This window comes from Kitasatospora sp. NPDC127116, assembly GCF_042677365.1.
In the GTDB taxonomy this organism is placed as follows: Bacteria; Actinomycetota; Actinomycetes; order Streptomycetales; family Streptomycetaceae; genus Kitasatospora; species Kitasatospora lactacystinica.
Window position 1 is genome coordinate 55,268 of record NZ_JBHXTL010000001.1, and the last position, 16,237, is coordinate 71,504.

Sequence of the window (16,237 nt, forward strand, 5' to 3'; positions counted from 1 at the left end):
CCTACAAAAGCCGTTGCCGCAGCGGATCTGTCGAAAGTCATGCCCGAGTCGCCTCGGGCCGGACCTGGGTCGGCCTGGCCTCGGGCGACTTAGAACTCCTAACGAAATGATCTTCGAGGTGGCTGGATCGTTCTGGAAGTGATGATCCGGGGGCGCGGGGTGGCTCGGCCGAAGCCGTGGCATGTTGACGACGAATTGTGGGCGGTGATCGAACCGCTGCTGCCCAAGGTTGAGCGGCGCGTGCGGCATCCAGGACGGAAGCGGCATCCGGACCGACTGGTGTTCCAGGGCATCCTGTTCGTCCTGCACACCGGGATCAGCTGGGAACATCTCCCGCAGGAACTCGGCTTCGGGTCGGGCATGACCTGCTGGCGCCGCCTGGCCGAGTGGACGGAGGCCGGCCGTCTGGCCCCGGCTCCACGAGGTCCTCCTGGCCAAGCTCCGCAGCGCGAACGCCCTCGACTTCTCCTGGGCGGAGGTGGACGGCTCTCACATCCGGGCGTCAAAGGGGGATCCAAGACGGGACGAAGTCCTGTCGACCGGGGCAGGACGGGCAGCAAGCACCACCTGATCACCGATGCCACCGGCATTCCGCTCGCCGTCACCCTGACCGGCGGGAACCGCAATGACGTCACCCAGCTCGTTCCACTGCTTCAGGCAGTGCCGTCCGTTCGCGGCAAGCGCGGCCGGCCCCGGCGCGCCGGCCCGACGCCCCGCAGCTGCGCCCAGAGCCGGTCGCGGCCGCTCAGTCCTCCGCCGCCACCACGGCCACGGCCGTCGTCAGGGCGGCGGCGATCAGCCAGGCCAGCGCCGGCAGGCCCATGGTGAGGGCCTGTGGCCAGCGCCAGGCCAGCAGCCGTGCACCGACGCCCCAGGTGAGGAGGAACAGCGGGACCAGGATCACCGCCTGGATCCTCCACGCCTCCAGGAACGCCCCGGCCAGGCCGCCGGCCAGCAGCGCCGTGCCCGCCACGACCAGCAGCCCGATCCGGAACATCAGGGCCCACGGGGTGGTCTGCGGGTCGGTTCGGTGTCCCTGGTGGATGATCTCGGCCACCCGGCCCCGCCAGAAGCGCAGTTCCACGGTCGAGCCGACGTCCACCGCGTCGTAGAACGACTCGTCGACCGTGTAGGTGCGGCCCGGCGCGTTCTCCCGGAGAACGGCGAGGCGGTACGAGGTCGCGTCACTGTTGGCGCCCACCCACTTCTTCGTCACCCGGCCGCTCTCGGGACGCAGGCAGTCCGCCTGTGCCACCCCGTCGGCCGTGGCACCGCAGACGGGTGCGCCGAGGTAAGCCCTGCCCTCGTCGTAGGCGTCGTGGTAGCGGACGAAGCCAAACACCACGATCGCCAGCCCCAGCACGGCGATCAGGCCGCGCAGCACCTGACCCGCCGCCGGTCCGCGTCGCGGGCGCCGGTCCCGCGGGCCGTCCGCCTTCCCCATGGGCCCCTCCTCCCCTGCCGGACCATGCCATTGTGCCCCGGGACCGGTGGCTGCCGGGGTCGCTGCTGTTTCCGTGCCGGTGGCGGCTTCCCGGACCTATCTTTCGCGACAGGTTGGCCCGACGTCCGCCGCCCTACTTGCCGGGCAGGTACTCGGCGATCCGCGCGAACCGCGCCCGGCCGGCCACCAGCATCGCGGTTACCACAGCGGAGCCGAACACCACCGTGGGGTGCACGGCCGTGGGGAGCCCGGTCGAGGGGAGCAACACGGTGGCGGCCGCCGCCGAGGCCGTCGCGGCGGCGATCGCGAGGGCGAGGCGGACGGTCTCGGCGGCGGAGGCGCGCCTGGTCGACACCGGGGTCACGCCCTCCAGTTCGGCTTCCGGCAGCAGTGCGGCGAGCCGTCCGGCGGCGAAGTTCTCTCCGATCAGCGCCAGCATGCGGGCCAGCTCGACCAGGCCGGTGTCGGGGTCGGCATCGATCCGGGCCAGCCGGACGCGCAGCGCGCCTGCGACCAGGGCGCAGTGCTCCCTGACCGAGCTCCGGCGGGGTGAGCGGCGGTCGATGGAGCGGGTGGTGCGGTGGACCTCCAGCAGGGCCTGCTCCAGCTTGCGGCACTCACGGTCCAGTTCCGTCAGTTCCGGTACGCAGGTGGCGCCGTCCGTCGTCGGGACTGCCGGGATCCGGCTGCAGCCGGTGTCAGGCGTGGGGGACAGGTTCGCCGGTGAGGGCGTCGGTCAGGGCCCGGGTGCCGAGGGGTTGATGCAGGACGACCGTGAGCTCGGCGATGCCGCCGTCCTCGCATCCGATGTTCGGGCCCGAGGCGTCCCGGCGCCTGAGCAGCAGTGTCACCTGCTTGGCCGTCTCCCGTGCCACCAGGTCGGGCTTGTAGTCGCAGCCGCTCCAGGCGACCTCCATCGAGACCGTGCGGTCGTCCGCTGCCACGGTGGTGTTCTTCGTGGACGGGTCGGCGAGCGCGATGCGGCGCAGGACCGAGGCGTCCCGCCGCTTGAACGGGAGCTGATAGTCGGAATCACGCTCCCTCGCGTCGCACGCCGACACCATGACCGCGATCAAACCCATCGCGGCTATCCAGTGCTTGTCGCGTGCCGCCAGTTCCACACCCCGACCCTCCCCGTGTCGTCGACCAGGGTAGGTCTGCCGGTTGGCGGAGCCGCGGGCGGGGTCAGTGGGTGGCGTCGACGGCGACGCCGACGAGCTGGAGGATGGCGTGGCCCCAGGAGGTGGCGGCGATCAGGACACCGAAGGTGACGGCGGTGAAGACGGTGAACGCCTCGTCGACGCGGCTGCGGGCGTGGGTGATGCGTCGCAGGCGGACGACGATGACGATCGCGAGGAACACCGTCGCGCTGATCTGCACTGCCCACCCTGCCTTCTGTTTGACTCTGCGTGAGGCTCCGGCTACGCGGTGCCTGCCGCCATTCGGGTGAGCATGCCAGAGCCGCCGCCCGTCGGGGGGCTGTTCCGGGAAACCGGCCGGACCCGAACGGCCTGGTGGGGGCGGGGCCGGTTGCCGGCGCCGGCGACACCCGAAACCCGGCCCTGTACCGCGACCTGGCTGCCCGCCTCGGTCGGCAAGCACCCTCTGCCGCCAGCGAGGCCCGTGTGCACTGGCAGGCCGAAGCCCTTCGCGTTCAGCGGCTGTTCAGGCATCGCTGAACCACCTCCTACGACTCGGCGCCAGCCGGTCGCCCGGATCAACGGCAAGATGGGCCGGACCGTCGTACGGGACCTGCGGGTCCTGGCACCCCGCGCCATCGCCGCCACCGGCCCGGACCAGCGAGCCGAGCATCACCAGGCCGTCGAACAGCCCGAGGCCCCGGTCCGCACCCGCGACGACGCGAGCGCCCGGCTACCACCGCGCACTCGCCGAGATCCGCCGCACCACCACCGTCATCGACCCAGCCATCGCATCCTCAACCGGCGCGAACCCGAGGACCGGTTCGCCCAAGACCTCGCCGAGAAGGCGATCGTCTTGGACGCCCGCACCCAGGGGACGGCAGCCTGTGGCCGCAGGCTCCCCAGCCTGGTCCCGGAGTACCACCCCACCGGGACCAGGCCCGCCGACCACGAACGGCGCTCCAACCGGCCCCACACACGCGGGGAGGACGGCACTACCCCCGTCACCAGACGGCCACACACGCCTTAGGGTTGCGAGGCATGATCGACGGACCGACCACAACCGACCTGCCCGATCCCGACACCGTGCTCCGCGAGACTGATTGGGCGAGCCTGGAGTGTGGATTCGGAGACCCCCACCGGGTGCGGGCCGGCCTGCGGGATGTGCTGCACCCGGACCCGGCCGTCCGGAGGGAGGCCCGACAGGGTCTCCGCGGAGCCTTTCACCCCGAGGCCGGGCAGGCGCTGCCGACCACCGTGCCGGCCGCCACGTACCTGGCCGGCCTGTTCGCCGACCCCCGGGCCGCCGAGGCACTCGGCCTCCCCGACCCGGACACCCCCGGCCGGTCGATGCGCGCGACCCTCCTCGACACGCTCGGCCACTACTTCCTCTCCGCCGACGACCGTACCTGCGCCTCGTTCGGGCACGCCTCGAACGAGACCGCCCTCCGACGCCTGCGGCCTGCTGTCCATCGGGTCGTCACCCCGCTGCTCGACGACGACGACCATGCGGTCCGCCACGCCGCTGTTTTCACGACCGTCTCCCTGGTCGAGCACCCCCATCTGGCACGGCACCGGGCCAAGCTTGCTGACCACGCCCGACGCCTGCTGCGGGAGAGCGACCGTCCCGACCACCGCGACGTCGCCCTTGCGGGCCTGCGCACGTGGGGGCACGACATCGATGGCCTCGAAACCGAGGAGGACCGCGAGCGGCGGCTGCGGCTCGCCATCGAGCCACCGTTCTGAGCCGCGTCCCGCACCTGGGCTTGCCCGAGGCCTGCGTGGCGAACGTCGCCTGGTACTCGCGTTCGCCCTGAGGTATCCGCCATCGGACTCGGACGGAGTCGTCGCTCCCCACACCACGGCTGCCCCCTGCAGGGGCGGGCCGACACCATGTCCTACCTACGACGGGGTCACCAGTCTCGGCCGGCGGCCGGCTTCTCCGTATCCGCGTCCGTGAACCCGTATGCCGATGAGACGAAGGAGAACTCGTCGCAGATCCACTCGCGCGCAACCGTCTCGATCCCGCTCCCGGCCGCCATGGACTCCCTGTCCAGCAGGTTGAACTCCTCCGTCGCTGCCTGTGCGAGCGCATACAAGGCCTCGAGACCCGACGGCTGATTTTGTCGGGTCATATGCGTTCAGGCACGGATTCCGTGAAGCCGCTCGTGCTTCCGTGCGCTGGTGACGCTCCGTCATGTCAGGGTGGATTCTGGCCGCGTGTAAAGAACTCTCTCTTCTCCTTCCGCATCTCATGGGGATGCGGGTCGAGTGCATGGAAGTGCGGGACGGCCGCGTGGTGATCGAGGCGTCGACGCCGGGTCACGTCCCCGTGCCCTGTCCCGGCTGCGGAGCGCCGTCCGACCGGGTCCACAGTCGGTACGGACGGCACCTGGCAGACGCGCCGTGCGGCGGCCGGGGCGTCGTGATCGAACTGTCGGTGCGTCGGATGTTCTGCGACAACCGCGGGTGTCCGCGAGTCACCTTCGCGGAGCAGACGGATGGACTGACCAGCCGCTACGGCCGCCGGACGCCCGTCCTGCAGCGGATACTCGCGGCGCTGGGCGTCGTCCTGGCGGCCCGCGCTGTGGTCCGTCTGGCACTGCTGCTCGGCGTCGCTGTCAGCCGGATGACCGTCCTGCGTCTGGTGATGGGCTTGCCGGACCCCGCATGGGCGGGCCCGCGTGTGCTCGGCATCGACGAGTTCGCCACCAGGAAGGGCCGCCGGTACGGCACCATCCTGGTCGACTGTGAGACCCACCAACCCCTGGACCTGCTGCCCGACCGCGACGCCGACAGCGTTGCCACCTGGCTGCGCGAGCACCCCGGCATCGAGATCATCTGCCGCGACCGCGCGACCGTCTTCGCCGACGGCGCCCGCGCGGGCGCCCCGGACGCCCGGCACTGCGCGGACAAATGGCACCTCTGGCACAACCTCGCCGAGGCGGGTCGAGGGCCGCGTCAACGACCTCAAGGCGCTCAAGCACAGCATGTTCGGCAGAGCGAAGCCACCCCTGCTGCGCAAGCGGCTCCTCCTGGTCGCGGCCAGCCGACGACCCCAACGCGGCGACGAGCCCCTGACTGGCTATCCTCTGCCGTCTCGGACCTGACGGTCCAGGAACTCGACCAGTCGCGTTTCCGAACGAAGAAGCCGTTCCCGTTGCTCCTGGGGAAGAGAAGCGAGCGCGTCGACCAGCACTCGCTTCCGAGGGATGTGCACCATGTTGCCGGAGTAGATCCTGCAGCCGGAACACCAGGCGAATCCGATGCAGCGCTCGAACATGGGGGACTCGGGCGGGTGGAAGCGGTACTGGTACGAGCGGACCGGCGTTCCACAGTCGGCACACTTTCGCCGATCGCCGTCGGACACCGTCTCCCAGCCCCCGACCTTCCGCCAATGCTGCCGTCCGGCCCGTGCTCTTCAAGTCGTCATGCCGAGCATGATCTCTCACAGCGGGTCGTCCGGCGGACTCTTCGAAGCAAGATCTCGGTCAACACAGACCGTCACTGACTCGTGATCCCTTCACGGAATCCGTGCCTGAACCCCTTCACCCCGGTGAAAACAGCCGGCACGTATGTCAGCGGTCCGCTGACGACCTGGGTCCTCCCCGCGCAGGCGGGGGTCAGCCGGCCAGGCCGCGGGCCTGGGAAGGGCCGAAGCCGTCCTTGTTGTTCGGCAGATCGGCGTACGGCGTCGGGACGCCCTTGCCGGGGGAGAGCTGGTAGGCCTCGACGAACGCGGCGCGCTGCGCCGCGTCGAGGCCGTTGTTCCCGGCGTCCAGGATCAGGACGCGGGCGCCGGGTTTTCGCGGCCTTCACGGTGCAGGCGGTGAGCGCCCCGGCGACGCCGGCGCCCACCACGACCAGGTCGAAATCGAAGTCCATGGGGTCGGTTCCTCGCTCGCTCAGGGGTGCTGGGTCCAGTGGCCGTACCCGCTGGGCCGGGGCGGCTGCGGTGCGGCGGAGCCCGGGTGGGCCTCGATCACGCTCCAGATCAGGCCGGAGCGCCACTGCGCGGAGGTGCCGGGGGGATCCGGCGTCTCGTCCGGGTGGGGGAACAGCCCGGTGTACCAGACCGTGATCACGGCGCGCGCGGTGAGCGCGAGCGCGGCGTCGGCGTCCAGGGCGTCCTGGAGGGCCTTGCCCGGGTCCGGCGCGCCCGTCGCGGCGGTCCAGGCGGCGAGCAGGCGGGGGAGATCGGCGGGGTAGGCGGCGAGGACGCGTTGCTGGAAGGCGTCGGAGAGCCGGGCGTCGAGCGGGGCCGTACCGGTGAGGTGCTCGGAGAGGCCGCGGAAGTCGGCAGTGGGTGGCATGGTGGGCGTCCTCCCGTTCACTTCTCGAGGAAGACGATGTCCTCGATGGCGGGGCGCAGCTTGACGGTGTTGCCGATGACGTCGACGACGTGCTGCAGGCCCTTGGTCGTGAACCTCGGGTCGGAGAAGAAGTACTCGTCGTCCTTGCCGGCCAGGAAGGCGGGGAAGGCGTCGAGGGAGGGGCCGAAGAGCCGCAGGTAGTCGGCCAGGCTGCGGAACAGCTTCGGCAGGATGACCAGTTGGTCGGTGAGGCTGCCCAGGTCCTCGATCACGGCGCCGGTGTGGGTGACGTCGTTGGCCCAGACGCTGTCGGGCGCCTTCGTGGCCCGTGCCTGTCGGGCGGTGGCGGCCATGTCGACACGCAGTTCCTCCGGCAGGTTCGAGAAGAACGTCGGGTAGACCAGGCCACGGGACAGCAGTTCGTGGTTGGCGGTCTGGTGCACCATCGGGACGGTGACCATGACCGACGTTCCGCTCGCGGCGTCCGGGTCCGGCGTGCCCCTGCCGACGAACGCGACGCAGCGGCCGAATTTGTCGGCGCCGCTGGCGAGGATGTACCCGGATACGGTCTCCGGGGTGGCGGAGGTGACCTTCTCGTCCCCTCCCCGCTGGACGTCGGTGAAGCCCAGCCAGGCCAGCAGGACATTCCGGGCGGCGTGGGCGCCCAGGTCGAGCGGCTGGTGGGCGAACTCGGGGCCGACGCCCTGGTAGTGCGTCTCCAGGGCGTCGATCCCGTCCAGCCGCAAGCTGGCGCCGCCGTCCCTCACCTTGACCCCGCCGGGGACCTTGGACCAGAGGGTGGGGTCGTCGGGGAGGAAGCGGATGGTGTCGCCGTCCGGTTCGAAGCCCTTGATCAGGTAGCTGCCCTTGATGAGGATCATCGGCATGATGTCGCCTTCCGTAGTCGAGTTGCGACCCATTGTGAGGTGATTCGTCGGCAAACCATGGAAGTGTCCCGTCGGCGAGTTGGCAGGCGGCCGGCGCGCCCGAACCGGACCCGCTGCCGGTAGTCCCGCCCCTGCCGTCCACCGACCGGTGGACGGCAGGTTCGACCGGCCGGGCGTGACGGGCGCCGCCCCTGGCCGACCCGCCCCCGGCCGACGCGCCCCCGCCGTGGGCGGTCGTTCCGGAGCGCCGGCCGAAGTCGGCGGCCGAGGAATCGGTGCTGCCCGGCGGGCGAGGGGCTTTCGGGCAGAGTTCGCTGCCCTTTGGGGCACGGCCGTCCTTGCGGGGCGAGCCGGGTGGGATCCTGGGCCGTGAGTGTGCGGTGGCCACCGTGGCGACCCGGCCACGTCGTCGCCACCCGGGGTCAGGAGCGGCAGTGCGAGCACAGGAACGCGACGACCAACGGGCCGGACTGCAGGCGGCGCAGCGTACGGCTGCGCCCAGGCGGCCGGCGGCGGAGATTCCGGCGACCGGGCGGAGCCTGCTCGCGCTCCAGGCCTCGGTCGGGAACGCCGCCGTCGTGCAGATGATGCGCCGGGGCGGGGTGCTGCACGCCGGGCACCTCGCACAGGGGGATTCGGCACGGTTCGCGGTGCAGCGCTCCACCGTGTTCGAGGTCCTGCGGACCGGCGGTCGGCCGCTCGACGGTGCGACCCGCACCGAGATGGAGAACCGCTTCGGCGCCGACTTCTCCGACGTCCGGATCCATGACGACAGCGCCGCCAAGGCCTCCGCCGCCGAGGTCGGCGCCAGTGCCTACACCAGTGGCCACCATGTGGTGCTCGGTGACGGTGGCGGCGACAAGCACACCCTGGCCCACGAGTTGACGCACGTCATCCAGCAGCGCCGGGGTCCGGTCGCGGGCACGGACAACGGCGCGGGTCTGCGGGTGTCCGACCCCTCCGACCGCTTCGAACGCGAAGCCGAGGCCAACGCCCGGCGGGTGATGGCGGGGAGCGGGACGGCCGCGGTGGCGCCGGCCTCGGTGGTGCCGGCCCCCGAACGGGGGAGCCGGCCCTCGGAGGGCCTGCCGATCGCCCGTCTGATGAGCGTGGAGGCCTTCAAACAGCGGAGCGCTGTGAAGAAGAGCATCCGTCCCAGTGCGCTGAAGAAGCTGGACGCGGCGCTGGAGCGGTTCCACGCGATTCCGGAACAGCAGTTCTCCGCCCGCTCGCAGCAACTGGAGACGATCGTCCAACTGTGCCTCAAGGCCCAGGGGGAGCTGAAGGACGGCCCGCGCAAGGACGCGACCTTCGATCTCATGAACGAGGCGGCCACCGAGAAGAACGGGATGGCCCTGGACGTCGCCGTCGAGACCGCCATGCGCCAGGCCCGGCAGGAGCAGCCCATCTACGACTGCCTGGAGCGCTACCAGCGGCGCGACGACGAGTCCGGCGGGTTCGTCCACCTCATGGAGGCGAACGACCTGCTCGCGAGGCACGCGGCGACGCCGGACGGCAAGGACCTCGGAGTTCTCAGCGCACTGGTCCAGGACCTCATGAGCCGGGCGGTCCACGCGCTGACCCCGGAGCAGAAGGCCTACCTCGTCGGCCGGGACCTGGCGCGGATCGAGGCGCTGCGCGACACGCTGACGGACGGCACCCTGAAGCGGATCCTGACCGAGGTGCTGACCGGCACGGACCAGGTCAACTTCGAGGCCGGTGGCGCGGGTGCCAAGCTCGGCGGGCCGGCGGGGCAGGCCTACACGGTCAAGCACGGGCTCACCCAGCCGGACGGGACCGTCGAGCGCACGGGGTCGCTGGTCCACGAGCTCACGCACGTCGCCACGCACCGGACGTACGGGAACTCGGCGGTCATGCTGATGCTCCCGCTGAGCATGAGCGAGGCGGAGGCCATCGCCCTGGCCAAACACCGGACGGCCCGGATCGGCGAACTCGAAGCACTGCTCGCCCGGGAGAGCGCCACCATCGCGGAATCGCACACCGCGCTGATCAGGAACAAGCTGAACTACGCCAAGGGCGACAAGCTCTCGACGTACGTCGCCAACTTCAGGGCCAAACTGACGGCCGACGGCGACTACGAGCGGCTCTCGCAGCTGGCGAGCCGGATCCCGGAGGGCAGCAGCACGCTCGTCGAGTACGACACGGTGCTCAACCAACTGCTGGTGATGATGCACGAGTGGGGCACGGGGCCGGAGTCGGCGTTCCGCAAGCGGGTGGAGGCGCTGGCCCAGGAGCGGTACGCGCACCGGCAGGCCGGTTCCACCGAGCCCGCCCCGGCCGCGACCGTCTGACCCGTCCGTCCGGCTCGACACCGTCACGTCCGTGCGGATCCGATGACTCCCCCGGACGCCGATCGGTGCCGGGCCTCCGTTCGGGCAGTCCCCGTCGAAGAGCGGTCCCCCGGTGGGGCCTGTCCAGCCAACGGCTCTGTCCTGTAATCGGGACAGAGCCGATTACGGGACAGAGCCCAGCCAACGGTGTAACGCGTGTGATGTGCATTATCGGCGGCCGCCGAAAGCGATGTCGAAGGCTTGGAGTGCGGGCTTCCATCGCATGGTCCAGCGCTTGCGGCCTTGCCCGGTGGGGTCGAGGAGAGCGACGGTGCCCGCTCGGTCCTCTACTGCCAGGTCGCCAACCAGGGACAGCTCTACACAGCGGCCGTGCCCCGCGCGGACTTCCTCGCCGGGCACGCCCGCGCCGGCGGGCGGCTGAGCAGCGCCGCGCTGGGAATCCTGGAGGGGATCCTCAGCGCCAGGACCCCAGGGTCCACGGTCCTCGTCGGCGGCAGAGTGGTCGACACCGCCGCGTACTGCCGCGCCCGGATTCTGGACGCCGTCCCCGACATCCTGCGCACTGCCGAACCGGCCGACCTCGACCGGTTCGACGCCGTCTGCTTCCTCGTCCCCCAACTTGCCGACTGCGCACCTCAGATCCTCGACTTCCTGCACCGCCACGCCACCCACCCCACCCCGACGTCCGCAAGGTGGTCGTCGAAGCGTTGGAAGAAGCCGAAGAAGTCGTACGCGACGGCCACAACCCCTGACCACCTGTCGTACCGTCGGCGGCGCGGCGCGGTGTCGGTTCCTGCCGTCGGCCGGTCTCGGGTGCTTGTCGTGCGCTGAGGGCGCAGCCCTGTCGTTGAACCAAATGATGGGCCGTGCCCGGCGGGGCCGTCCCCGTGTTCCCCCGAGCGTCGCCTCGTCGGACCGGCATGGACGAAACTGGGCATCGGCCCGCCGGTTCAGGTGCGGAAGTGCCGGGCGTAGGTGCGCCGGGTGATGGGCGATCCGGGCGCGAGGTCGGGCAGCGGGTCGGCGCCGCCCCACAGGGCGGCCAGGTCCTCGCCCAGCCGGCGGGCCTCGGCGGGCCAGTCGTCGCGGAGGTCGAGCGCGGGGCGGCGGGCACCGGGGTGCTCGCCGCCCGCAGGGCCAGCTCGGCCACGCGCGGCCAGCCCGCTGGGCGTGCTCCAGGACGGCGGTGCGCTGGGCGGGCGCGTGGTTCCACTCGGCGGTGGCCGGCCTCACGGCGTCGAAGTCCCCGGCCAGCAGCAGCGCGAGCAGTGCGGCCAGGACGTCCGGGTCGGCGAGGACCGGCACCGGCAGGGGCTCGGTGCCCTCCTCGTCCCACAGCGGGTAGCTCTGTTCGGCGACTGGTCTGGCTGCGCACCGGCGCAGCGGTGGCCACCTGCCGAGCGGGCACCATGACCCCGAGGAGCGGTCGGCGAGCAAGCTCCTTCGCCGCCACGACACCGTCGCACTCGCGCCGCTTCGGGCGGGCATCCCTCGCCCCGTACCCGGCGGTCCGGCGCTGTCCCGTGCCGTCCGTTGCTTCACGGGCTCACCATTCCCGGGACGATTCATCGAAGGTGTCGGGTTCGGTGATCCAGCCGGCGTTGAGGACGAGTCGTGAGGTGCGGTGGACGGCGAGGAAGCCGAACGGCCGGTCGAATCGGGCGCTGATCATGCGGGCGCGATAGCGGTACCGCGGCGGTAGCCCCGCGCCCGCCATGCTCAGGGCAGTGACGCTCGCGGAACGGAAGCCGCGGGCGCCGAACGTGGCAGTCACCGTCTGTGCGGCGGTCTCGACCGCCAACGGCTCGGCGCTGATGCCGGGGAAGTGACCTCGGGTTCCGTCCGTCGCCGTTCGGAGGCCGAACAGCTCAGGGGCCTCGAGCAGATCGTGGCGGGCGGTGACGGTGAAGGGCACGGTTTCCACCACCAGCTTCGATTCGCCGTCGAGGCTGGGAACACGCTCGACCGTCAGCCCGGGGCCCGGGGCGCCGTAGGGGAGTGATTCCGGTGATCTGCGGAAGAGAACGAGCGGGCCCGATCACGCGGTTGGCGTGGGGGGTCAGGCTTCTCACGGCGGCGTCGACAGAGGCTGGCCGGTCGACGTGGAGGAACGGGTCCCTGTTTCGCGACCTAGACCGGTACTGCGCCACTCGGTGAACCCAAGGCCCGAGCCTTTCGTGAGCCGTTCCGACGTCCGGGGCGAGGACGATCGGGCCCACCAGCGAGTACAGCGCGGCGGCTTCCGCAGCGGTCTCCGGGCCGTTCTGGAGTTTGGGCCCGAGGCGGCCGAGCGTCACGCGGCGGTGCTGGTAGTCGACCATAGAGGAGATAGTGGCGGCCGGGAGACTGTCGACTTCGGCGTCGGTCACGGTGAACCTGGCCATCGCGATGAGGTACTTCACGCCGGAGAACCACTCGGCGCTGGACACGGTCTGTCCGAGCAGTGTCATCGGCTGGTTGTTGGCAGCGCTGAGCATCAGCTCCTGCACGGCCAGGACCGTGTCGTCGGTCAGCCCGGTGACTGGGAGTTCGGCGACGGGATGCTGGCACAGGACCGACTGCGGGCCCCCGGCGCCGCGGGCGCGGTTCCCGCAGAGCCGTGGGTCGAGGACTCCATGGTTGGTCAGGAGGCCGCGCGGGATCTGCTGGTTGCCGCGCCGGAAGCGGATGTTGCACGACGGGCAGATGTCCAGGAGAAGGCAGCGATGCCGGGGGCACACGGCTGCTGACTCCAGACGCCACCACAGCGGCCACACGGTGTTCTCCGCGAGGCAGCGCGGGCAGCACCGCGAGGCGTACAGCTGGACCCACTGAGTGCTCCAGACCGTCCTCGGGGAAACCTCGCTCTCCTGCGTTACCGCGCTCATGTCGAGCAGGGTTCCGTCGTAGCGGGAGAGGTGCATGGCGTCGAGGACGGTGCCCGGAAGACCAGTAGACATCGCCAGTGCGGCGCGGCTGCGGTCGGTGAGGAGGACGCCGAAGAACGCCGGCCTGGTCATCGACGAAGCCCGTCTCATCTCCAACCCCATCGCGCGCGCGAGCTGCCCTGGGCCTATCCCCCAGAACGAAGGCAAGCCTTCCTATCCAGGATGGGAACGCTTCGCCAGGATGCGGCTCAATGACGACTGGGAGCCTCCTGACCCGAGACGGCTCTGCGATCTCTGGGGCTGACCGTAAAGGAGGGAAGCCGATTGGCGGAGTCGCCCCGTTCATATCTCACCCCTTCGATATCTTCCGAGCATGATATTGAATGGATGTTCCCATGTGTCATGTTCTTGGCGGTGCAAGAGAAATGGTTCACCGCGAATTCCGATGTTGGGTGCGAGATGACGCCCGAGCTGGACGATGGAAAAGAACATCGGGTGATTCAACGCTCCCGAGACGTAGCCTAGTCTCATGTTCCAGGAAAGCGTTGCCGAGTATCCGGACAGTCGGAACTCTCGCCAAGGGGTGGCGGTGGTTGTCAGCACGCGCTCAGGCCGGGTCCTAGTACAGCGGCCCGGGTCATCGTCGGCACGGCGGTGGTCGGTGCTGGCGACAGAGATGACCTATCCCGAGCGGGACACATTCCACACGGCGAATCGGCTGATCGACACCGGATGGCTTCACGGGATTGCCGTTGGAGACCTACGTGAGGTAGCTGGGATTCGGGGCTCCCGGGCGTCATCTCTTCGACCACGGTCTTCGCGGGAACCTGGAACCCAGCAGACACGCGGCTGCGGAGGGTTTCTGGCGAGGCCGTGTTCGTCGACCCCGAGGTGATGCCGAGGTCATGGGCACGGACGAGGGCGTTGTACGCCTCGTCCTCGTCCACGCCGGTCCAGCCGATGGGGACGCCGTCGTTGGCGGCGAGACCGCCGATGGTCCAGCATCCGGCGCCGATCGCCGAGATGTGGCCGAGGCCGGGGACGTTGCGCTTCTCCATGGTGGTCTCCTCAGGTTCCGCAGGGATCGGACGCGTTGATGGACCGCCACTCGGTGCTCTGGTCCCAGCGCAGGTACTCCTTGGCGAGGATGTCGGCGAAGTCCTTGGGGATGTTGCGCAGGACGTGCTCGATGCCGCCGGCCATCTTCTTGGAGAGGTCCCGGATCGCCTGGTCCAGCTCGGTACGCAGGCGGGTGTCGAGGGCGGCCTCCGCACCCGCTGTACCGAGCGCCAGCGGGGTCTGCTCGATCGCGTCGATCATGCGGCCGAAGACCTGGTAGGCGGCGTACTTGAGGACGATCCTGGCGGCCCGGACGATGCTGCGGGGCTCGCCGTCGAGCATCTTCTCCAGGGACTTGAAGGTGTAGTCCAGGGCGAAGTTCCGGTCGACCCAGAGCTGGGCCCACTGGCTGGCGACGCCGATGCGCCAGTCGGCGAACCGGGAGTCGACCCGGCCCATGGACGGCCGAACCTCGCCGGTTAGCCCGGCGGCCTGAGCCCGCTTGGTGTAAGCGGCGCCGATCAGGCACTCCATGCTGACGAGCATGTAGGAGATCCCGCTGTGCAGGGGCCTGCCGGAGGAGGCCCAGGCCACCCACTCAGGGTCCTGGACGCCTTCGACGATCTCCTGGACCGGCAGGCCGGGCATCGGCCGCAGGAGGAGGTCGGTGCGGCCCTGGTAGGCGTAGGTGGCTTTCAGCTCCTCGAACGTCATGAGCTGGTCGAAGCTGATGTAGGTGAACCTGGTGGGGACGCCGAGCGCCGACAGGGTGCGGATGGCGACGGCGTTCTGCTCGCCGATGGTCTCCTTGTTGAACCGCTCCAGGATCGAGTCGACCCCGGACTCGACGCCGAACAGGCAGCGGCGAAGGCCCTGCTGCACGAGGCGGCGCCACATGTCGGCGCGCTCGCGGTGCCAGGCGGAGTCCCGGTCGAGGCGGACGACCTGGTCGATGCGGCAGCTGGTCTCCCACGCGAAGCCCGCGTGGTGGAGGGTGGAGGCCATGCTCAGTGCGCGGGGCACCGCCCCTTCGTCGCGGCCGATGAATTCCTCGTCCACCATGTAGAGGGTCCGGGAGACGTGCGGGTACTGGTTGAAGACGTGGCTCATCTCCTCCAGCAGCCACGGGAAGGCTTCCGGGTGGCCGCCGTACCAGGTCCCCTTGTGGCCGCGGGGGCAGAACGAGCAGTAGTTCGTGCAGCCGCGCGAGCCCTCGGCCTGGGCGACGCCTTTGTGCTCGAAGGTGGCCGGCAGCAGGTCCAGCTCGGGGAAGATGTCGTCCTGCGAGCTGCTGACCGGCTTGGCGGTGCGGCGCCGTCCGATGGTCAGGGTGCCCTCGCCGCGTGCGGCCCCGTTGTAGCCGATGCCGTCGACCTGGTCCAGCCGGATGTCGCCGTGCCAGTGGGCGAGGAGGCCCTTGATCGTGGGCTCGCCCGCCCCTCGGGCGATCAGGAGCTTGGGGTAGCGCTCCAGGAGAAGGGCTTCGTTGCGGGCGGTGAGGCTGCCCCCGGCGACCACCATCGGCGGGGATTCAAGGGAGTAGGCGGCGTCCAGCAGCTCGATCATGAGGTCGTGCTGGCCGAAGGTCGCGCTGATCCCGAGGATGTCGGGCCGGTTCTCGGCCACCGCCATGGTGAGGCCGGTCAGCGTGGTGCCGAGCTGCATGTCGAGGAGGGAGACCTCTCCGGTGAGCGTGGACCGGGCGGCCCTGGCCACGTCGCTGATGCCGAGCGGGAAGCGGGGCAGCGGGAAGTACTCGGGGTGGTAGAGCGCGGCGAGCAGGACGTCCGGCTTGGTGAACCGGTAGACCGCGGCGTCGTCCAGGTCGGCCAGGGAGAGCCAGGAGTCCGGCGTGTCGATCTCGATGTGGCCGGTGAGCCACGCCGGCCAGTGGCGGGTGTCGTGGCTCTCGCCCGAGAGGTCGGCGACGACCCAGCGGCCGTCCTGCTGTTCGACCAGCACGAGCCGCCTGTCGAGGGTGCCGGCCACGAGGACGCGGCCGGTGTGGTCGCCGAGGTGTTCGGTGAGGTGGTTGCGGAGCTTGACCGGGTTCACGAGAAGCCGCTCGGTCTCGGCTGCGGCGACAGCCGGGGCCCCGGGCACGGCGAGCCGCAGGGCTTCGCGCAGGCGGCCGGTCTGCGGTCGTGTCGTCCGTTCGACGTGGGTGGTCACTGGTGCCTCTCTCCGGAATCGGCGGGATGAGGGTCACGGAGGCG

At 70.4% G+C, this 16,237-nt stretch carries 16 protein-coding genes; 5 read left to right on the top strand and 11 right to left on the bottom strand.

The genetic code is table 11. The features are described 5' to 3' along the window. Positions 1–141: 141 nt before the first annotated feature. A complete protein-coding gene (locus ACFVHV_RS00210) occupies positions 142–828 on the top strand; it encodes an IS5 family transposase (RefSeq protein WP_380347943.1) in 687 nt (228 codons plus the stop codon). Here ACFVHV_RS00210 and ACFVHV_RS00215 read toward each other — a convergent pair. The 4 genes from ACFVHV_RS00215 to ACFVHV_RS00230 all read right to left on the bottom strand — a co-directional run bounded on the left by ACFVHV_RS00215 (position 746) and on the right by ACFVHV_RS00230 (position 2,824). Next, positions 746–1,444, bottom strand: coding sequence for a hypothetical protein (locus ACFVHV_RS00215; RefSeq protein WP_380347715.1), 699 nt, complete (start codon positions 1,442–1,444; stop codon positions 746–748). The two genes, ACFVHV_RS00210 and ACFVHV_RS00215, sit on opposite strands and share 83 nt — an antisense overlap. A gap of 133 nt (positions 1,445–1,577) precedes the next feature. Next, positions 1,578–1,883 (bottom strand): hypothetical protein, encoded by a 306-nt coding sequence (locus tag ACFVHV_RS00220; protein ID WP_380347717.1) that lies wholly within the window; start codon positions 1,881–1,883, stop codon positions 1,578–1,580. 259 nt (positions 1,884–2,142) lie between these two features. After that, positions 2,143–2,565 (bottom strand): hypothetical protein, encoded by a 423-nt coding sequence (locus ACFVHV_RS00225; protein WP_380347719.1) that lies wholly within the window; start codon positions 2,563–2,565, stop codon positions 2,143–2,145. Between the two features lie 64 nt (positions 2,566–2,629). Beyond that, positions 2,630–2,824 carry a hypothetical protein gene (locus ACFVHV_RS00230; protein WP_380347721.1) on the bottom strand — a complete coding sequence of 65 codons (195 nt, stop codon included), beginning with the start codon at positions 2,822–2,824 and terminating at the stop codon, positions 2,630–2,632. 800 nt (positions 2,825–3,624) lie between these two features. On the opposite strand from ACFVHV_RS00230, the gene ACFVHV_RS00235 reads away from it, so the two are divergent. After that, positions 3,625–4,329 (top strand): hypothetical protein, encoded by a 705-nt coding sequence (locus ACFVHV_RS00235; RefSeq protein ID WP_380347723.1) that lies wholly within the window; start codon positions 3,625–3,627, stop codon positions 4,327–4,329. 167 nt (positions 4,330–4,496) lie between these two features. On the opposite strand, the gene ACFVHV_RS00240 is transcribed toward ACFVHV_RS00235, so the two are convergent. Then, complete coding sequence (locus ACFVHV_RS00240) at positions 4,497–4,718, bottom strand: DUF5713 family protein (RefSeq protein WP_380347725.1); 222 nt, start codon at positions 4,716–4,718, stop codon at positions 4,497–4,499. 140 nt (positions 4,719–4,858) lie between these two features. Here ACFVHV_RS00240 and ACFVHV_RS00245 point away from each other — a divergent pair, with 140 nt between their 5' ends. Next, a complete protein-coding gene (locus ACFVHV_RS00245) occupies positions 4,859–6,094 on the top strand; it encodes an ISL3 family transposase (RefSeq protein ID WP_380347945.1) in 1,236 nt (411 codons plus the stop codon). 394 nt (positions 6,095–6,488) lie between these two features. Here ACFVHV_RS00245 and ACFVHV_RS00250 read toward each other — a convergent pair whose 3' ends face one another. Both ACFVHV_RS00250 and ACFVHV_RS00255 read right to left on the bottom strand, forming a co-directional pair. Next, positions 6,489–6,896 carry a sugar dehydrogenase complex small subunit gene (locus ACFVHV_RS00250; protein ID WP_380347727.1) on the bottom strand — a complete coding sequence of 136 codons (408 nt, stop codon included), beginning with the start codon at positions 6,894–6,896 and terminating at the stop codon, positions 6,489–6,491. 17 nt (positions 6,897–6,913) lie between these two features. Beyond that, positions 6,914–7,783 (bottom strand): nuclease, encoded by an 870-nt coding sequence (locus ACFVHV_RS00255; RefSeq protein ID WP_380347729.1) that lies wholly within the window; start codon positions 7,781–7,783, stop codon positions 6,914–6,916. A 434-nt stretch (positions 7,784–8,217) separates the two neighbouring features. Between ACFVHV_RS00255 and ACFVHV_RS00260 the strand changes: the two genes are divergently transcribed. Together ACFVHV_RS00260 and ACFVHV_RS00265 are read left to right on the top strand one after the other, a co-directional pair. Further along, positions 8,218–10,095: a DUF4157 domain-containing protein gene (locus tag ACFVHV_RS00260; RefSeq protein WP_380347731.1), complete on the top strand. Its 1,878-nt coding sequence runs from the start codon at positions 8,218–8,220 to the stop codon at positions 10,093–10,095. A 282-nt stretch (positions 10,096–10,377) separates the two neighbouring features. Further along, positions 10,378–10,926 (top strand): hypothetical protein, encoded by a 549-nt coding sequence (locus ACFVHV_RS00265; RefSeq protein WP_380347953.1) that lies wholly within the window; start codon positions 10,378–10,380, stop codon positions 10,924–10,926. A 715-nt stretch (positions 10,927–11,641) separates the two neighbouring features. On the opposite strand, the gene ACFVHV_RS00270 is transcribed toward ACFVHV_RS00265, so the two are convergent. The 4 genes from ACFVHV_RS00270 to ACFVHV_RS00285 all read right to left on the bottom strand — a co-directional run bounded on the left by ACFVHV_RS00270 (position 11,642) and on the right by ACFVHV_RS00285 (position 16,193). Then, on the bottom strand, positions 11,642–12,010 hold the full coding sequence (locus ACFVHV_RS00270; RefSeq protein ID WP_380347733.1) for a hypothetical protein: 369 nt from the start codon (positions 12,008–12,010) through the stop codon (positions 11,642–11,644). After that, positions 11,964–13,169: a TniQ family protein gene (locus ACFVHV_RS00275; protein ID WP_380347735.1), complete on the bottom strand. Its 1,206-nt coding sequence runs from the start codon at positions 13,167–13,169 to the stop codon at positions 11,964–11,966. The genes ACFVHV_RS00270 and ACFVHV_RS00275 overlap by 47 nt, the downstream gene beginning before the upstream one ends. Before the next feature lie 389 nt (positions 13,170–13,558). After that, on the bottom strand, positions 13,559–14,020 hold the full coding sequence (locus tag ACFVHV_RS00280) for a hypothetical protein (protein WP_380347737.1): 462 nt from the start codon (positions 14,018–14,020) through the stop codon (positions 13,559–13,561). 10 nt (positions 14,021–14,030) lie between these two features. Further along, positions 14,031–16,193, bottom strand: coding sequence for a radical SAM protein (locus ACFVHV_RS00285; RefSeq protein ID WP_359896605.1), 2,163 nt, complete (start codon positions 16,191–16,193; stop codon positions 14,031–14,033). Positions 16,194–16,237: the final 44 nt, after the last annotated feature.

Coding starts and splice junctions, on each gene's coding strand:
- ACFVHV_RS00210 (WP_380347943.1), top strand. CDS start 142: ATGATCCGGGGGCGCGGGGTGGCTCGGCCGAAGCCGTGGCATGTTGAC.
- ACFVHV_RS00215 (WP_380347715.1), bottom strand. CDS start 1,444: ATGGGGAAGGCGGACGGCCCGCGGGACCGGCGCCCGCGACGCGGACCG.
- ACFVHV_RS00220 (WP_380347717.1), bottom strand. CDS start 1,883: ATGCTGGCGCTGATCGGAGAGAACTTCGCCGCCGGACGGCTCGCCGCA.
- ACFVHV_RS00235 (WP_380347723.1), top strand. CDS start 3,625: ATGATCGACGGACCGACCACAACCGACCTGCCCGATCCCGACACCGTG.
- ACFVHV_RS00240 (WP_380347725.1), bottom strand. CDS start 4,718: ATGACCCGACAAAATCAGCCGTCGGGTCTCGAGGCCTTGTATGCGCTC.
- ACFVHV_RS00245 (WP_380347945.1), top strand. CDS start 4,859: ATGGAAGTGCGGGACGGCCGCGTGGTGATCGAGGCGTCGACGCCGGGT.
- ACFVHV_RS00250 (WP_380347727.1), bottom strand. CDS start 6,896: ATGCCACCCACTGCCGACTTCCGCGGCCTCTCCGAGCACCTCACCGGT.
- ACFVHV_RS00255 (WP_380347729.1), bottom strand. CDS start 7,783: ATGCCGATGATCCTCATCAAGGGCAGCTACCTGATCAAGGGCTTCGAA.
- ACFVHV_RS00280 (WP_380347737.1), bottom strand. CDS start 14,020: ATGGAGAAGCGCAACGTCCCCGGCCTCGGCCACATCTCGGCGATCGGC.